The 4,307-nt window shown below is 51.1% G+C and carries 4 protein-coding genes; 3 read left to right on the forward strand and 1 reads right to left on the reverse strand.

Going from position 1 to position 4,307, the window contains the following annotated elements; translation table 11 throughout:
* Window positions 1–231: 231 nt before the first annotated feature.
* Together PG887_RS21850 and PG887_RS21855 are read left to right on the forward strand one after the other, a co-directional pair.
* Window positions 232–921, forward strand: a complete 690-nt coding sequence (locus tag PG887_RS21850; protein WP_102948455.1) for an inovirus Gp2 family protein — start codon at window positions 232–234, stop codon at window positions 919–921.
* Window position 922: 1 nt separating this feature from the next.
* Window positions 923–1,573, forward strand: coding sequence for a hypothetical protein (locus PG887_RS21855; protein WP_182954701.1), 651 nt, complete (start codon window positions 923–925; stop codon window positions 1,571–1,573).
* Between the two features lie 70 nt (window positions 1,574–1,643).
* Here the strand turns inward: PG887_RS21855 and PG887_RS21860 are convergent, their stop codons facing one another.
* A complete protein-coding gene (locus PG887_RS21860) occupies window positions 1,644–2,561 on the reverse strand; it encodes a WYL domain-containing protein (protein WP_182954698.1) in 918 nt (305 codons plus the stop codon).
* A 380-nt stretch (window positions 2,562–2,941) separates the two neighbouring features.
* Between PG887_RS21860 and PG887_RS21865 the strand changes: the two genes are divergently transcribed.
* Complete coding sequence (locus PG887_RS21865; protein WP_182954695.1) at window positions 2,942–4,186, forward strand: hypothetical protein; 1,245 nt, start codon at window positions 2,942–2,944, stop codon at window positions 4,184–4,186.
* Window positions 4,187–4,307: the final 121 nt, after the last annotated feature.

The raw sequence follows: 4,307 nt of genomic DNA on the forward strand, positions 1-4,307 counted from the left end.
GGCAGAGAAAATCCAAGCAAAACAACACGTTAGACGGTATTATTAATTCGCTTGCCGCTTAAGGTTCTGTACATGAGGGCTACATACCCTCTGCACTGACGTCCTACTGTAATAAATTACATCATCCACTTAATGGATGAGTGGACTTGTACGGCCACTCTTGACCCATCCACAAAATCTACATGCATTAAATCGGCATGGGACTAACCATGCGTGCCGAAAGGAGGCGAGATGAATTCATCATTGGGCTACCAGCTTAGCCCTGAGGAGCTTAATAACCTGCTCGCAGCAGCTGAGCAGCGTTATGGGAGTGTTTCACCTTATTACTTAACCAAGTTGTCACAGGTCATTACCGGCTGCTTGGATATATATCCACGTGTGTTTGCCGTACGTGTTGATTTACGTTTGCCACAAACTAATTGGCCGGGGGAACCTGATATCCCACTGTGCTTCCCTCGGCAGGACTCAGCGGTAATTACACGTTTCTTTGGTGCACTTAAAAGCCAATTGGTAGCGGACCACTACCGTAAAGACAGGCGAGGACAGTCAGCCTTTCCTGCATATATCTGGGTGCGTGAGCAGGACTCGAGTGCGAGTCAGCATTACCACGTGGTGCTGCTTTTTAATAAAGAAATTTATGCGTTCTTGGGAGATTACCATAATGCTGAGAGCGACAATATGGCTATTAGAATACAGCGTGCTTGGTGTAGTGCCCTTGGGCTTACCTACCCGGACTATGCGTCTTTAGTGCATTTTCCGAAGAACCCTGCGTACGTATTTGACCGCCGTGCTGCGACGGTACATTCCCCTGTGTTTCGCGAGTTTTTATTGCGAGCCGCGTATTTAGCGAAGACCAGAACAAAGGTTGCCGGTCAGCGTAATTTTGGTAGTAGTCAACTTTTTGGAAAGTCAGGAGAGTAAGATGACGGAAATGAATAAGAGTGAAGTAGTAGGCGAAAAGGCTCAACCAGAGTTTGAGCAGTATATGCATATGCCTACTGTATGCGGCGGTTTAGCGCATTATGATCTAAAGCCTGTCCTGACGAAGGATATTCTGCGGCTATTGTGGTGGGAAGCAACTGACCCAGTATCGACGCGTTATGCGTTTAGCTTGGAAATCTATTTCGGTGCTCGGCATTTTAATGATGTATGCACTGCGACAGAATGGATGTCCACTTGGCTGGTGTGCGATGCTGACACTCGCGGTTTATTTAAAGACTTAGAGTGTGCTGTCTGCCGTGTGAGTCGCTCTCACGACATGACTTTGGTGCGGATGGTCTTCTTATTCAGTGACTGTAAACAAGCGACAAGGCCTGAGTGGTTTGCCTATCGAGTGGCAGAATACTGGCGTGAGTGCATCTTGCGGCGCTTTCGTTTCTGCAAAGAAGTGGAGCGGCTTCCTATGGAGCCTGGTTTGGGGCGTGTGGCGTACCACTGTATAGACCAAGAGGACACTGCCTTAACCGTATTTGAATGGCTAATGTGTGGCCACCGGCTATACGGTGATAACGCTGCACAGGCGGAGTATTTCTGCGGTCGTCACATCAAAAAGCAGGAGGCGGGTAATTTTTAGGTCCTTGTCGCAGGAGAGAGCTATGGCTCTCTCCTTTATTCACGTTCTTATGTGGGACATCATAAAGCCCTTAACTCTCGCGCAAATCCGGGCTTCGGAGCTTGAAGATGCAGCCCTTGGCTACCAACTCGTCCCGGTTTGCCAGCACCAGCGGGTAGAGCAGCGGATGCTGTTCATGATCGCCGTTATAGCTCACTTGCATGCGCTCCAGCGCGTAATGCATCAAAGGGATGCGCTGGTTGAGCAGCAGCTTGCCATCTGGCATGGCATAGTCACTGGCAATGATGGCCTGTTGTCCTGCGCTGAGGGTTGGATTGGGTATGACTACCGCAGTGACTTGAGTGTTCCACTCAAGATCCTGATCTCGGCCGTGAGGAGAGGTATCAAGTAGCTCAGGTTCCCCACGAAACCGGCTCATCACAAAATCCAGATATACCCCTTTCTTCTCGCAGTAAGCGCGCACGTGCCAGCGGATCCCGTCATAGACCAGGGTATGGGGCACGATATTGCGGCCGCTTTGCTCCTCTGAGCTGAGGGATACGTAATCGACATCGACCCGCAACTGACCGCGAGCCGCTTGCACCAGACCCCGCACAATCTTGGGGTCGATATGGCGGTTGGGTACATCCAAGATCTCGATATGGCCGTAGCGCAAATCCATCAGCGGCAGGGTCAACAGCCCCGCTTCATGTTGGCGTTGGTGCTGTTTTTCACGATGTAACAGCATCAGGTACTCATCTACTTTTCCTTCACTAAAGCGCGGCATAAACTGCTCGGTCGGTTTGTATCCCTTCAGGCTTCGGTCATAGATCAACCCTTCTGGTGAGTAGTGGGTCAGGTAGTGATTGATATCCCGGGATGCTTGCTGGCGGCCGATATTGAAGGCGGTTGTCAGGTGATTGGTGGTCAGCCGTCCTTCCCATTGCAACACGATCTCTAGGAGGCGAAAGCGCAGGGTCTGATCCCAAGTGAGATCTCTGGGGGTCATATGTGCTCCAAAATGCGACATGTGTATGTAACCAGTATCGGCATGAGTATACAGGCGACATATACTGAGTTAATCACAGTGTGATGAAAAAGATTGTGCTGTCTGTACCACGTTCTACCAGCATATTGCCGAAGTGCAGCTCAACTTCGGTTGCTCTCACAATCACAAGGTCATGCCAGGCTTTGCCGCCAGGCCCTATACCTCAAGGCTTTCGGGATGGTGTAGTACGATTAGGTGTATTTATTTAGTGCAAGGGTACCAAGCAGATGAACGTGGTGGAGATTCAAAGGGGGCAGGTAAAGGGATAAGGCAGAGGACGTTGCCACTCTATTCTGCGGCTTACCAGAAATGAAGGTTGAGCTTATTCAGGTGACCGATTGATGGACTTTCAGAATAAAATACCCTTCGCAATTAAGACCGAGACCGGTGCAATTGTCTCGGTCGATGATGTTGAAAGAGGACTTGCAGCCGGTTGCCATTGTCCCAGTTGTAAAGGATTGCTCGTTGCCAGAAAAGGTGAGCAAAACCGCCACTGCTTCGCGCATTACCGTGACAGCAAGGAAAAATGCTTCTACGCCTTTGAAACCAGTGTTCGGTTGATGCTGCTCTCTAAGCTGGAAAGTGTAGTGAAGCTCAATACCCCTGCCCATTACACCTCGTTTGATGGGGTCAAGGAACTGGTTGCTAAGGCCCATGCTGACATTGGCGTTCAATTTGTTCCGCAAGCAGAGACCCATGGTGTTCCGGCAGGGCTATTTCAGTTGATGTCCCGACCAGACTTCCACCTTGCCTTACACTTTCCTGCCGCGCACGAGCCTGTAGGATTGTACCCGCTGTGGCTGGGGCGATTCATTGCCAAACACCCTAAAACAGGCGTTTTGGCTGTTCGTTATAACCAATTTGGCGACCGGATGTTCGATAAGTCTCGCCCGGCAGGGATGGACACGACGACTTTGATGCTGACGATTCTCAGCGAAAATCCCAACTGTCTACATTGGCTCTATCACCCACGCGAGGAGACGGCCCTGCTCGATCTGGAGCAGCTTGCCGAACAGCGACGGCAAGAAGCAGAGGAGAAAGCCAGACAGCAGCAACTAAAACAAGAGCAACTGGAGGAAGCGCGGCGTCAGTATGAGGCAAAGCAAAGGATGCAACGCGAGCACCAAGCGGCGATTACGGCTCAGATGAGATTGGCTGAACAGGAGCGCGCCGCCCAGAGAGCACGGGACTATGCCGCACGGGCTGCGCAAGACAGCGACAAGACCAGCAATGGGGGGCAGTATCCACGATCTACGCCGACCGCGTGTCGTAATTGCCAACTACAGCACCAACGTCTTGATGCTGACGGCTACTGCTATCGCGAAATTTGCATCAGATCTCGTGCGAAACGAATAGCAAGAGCAGAAAAGACAGAAGCGTCTACACGGTATTCCTACGCCAGCATGCGAGGTGGCGCAAATGTAAACCGTACTCCCCAGAAACAGACCAACCCCGTTGCCAGTCCGCAACCCGTGAGCGACACGCAACGCCAGTGGTATTCCTCTATCAAACCGGGTTCCTGCCCTCACTGCGGGGGAGATAGAGGCAACGGCCCGAATGGCTGGTGGTGTGAGATATGTAAATAACCTTTGGATTTGACCGAATAGATTCAGACGTTTTTCCCGCTTAGTGCATATTCCGGCCGATCATGAACACCGATTCCGGTTCAACGTGAACACCATTTCCGGACCAATGTGAACGCTCATT

This window comes from Aeromonas sp. QDB14 (genome assembly GCF_027707845.1).
GTDB classification, from domain to species: Bacteria; Pseudomonadota; Gammaproteobacteria; order Enterobacterales; family Aeromonadaceae; genus Aeromonas; species Aeromonas caviae.

What these genes read in the sequence shown, in the direction of transcription:
- PG887_RS21855 (WP_182954701.1), top strand. Translation starts at nt 923, where the DNA reads ATGACGGAAATGAATAAGAGTGAAGTAGTAGGCGAAAAGGCTCAACCA.
- PG887_RS21860 (WP_182954698.1), bottom strand. Translation starts at nt 2,561, where the DNA reads ATGACCCCCAGAGATCTCACTTGGGATCAGACCCTGCGCTTTCGCCTC.
- PG887_RS21850 (WP_102948455.1), top strand. Translation starts at nt 232, where the DNA reads ATGAATTCATCATTGGGCTACCAGCTTAGCCCTGAGGAGCTTAATAAC.
- PG887_RS21865 (WP_182954695.1), top strand. Translation starts at nt 2,942, where the DNA reads ATGGACTTTCAGAATAAAATACCCTTCGCAATTAAGACCGAGACCGGT.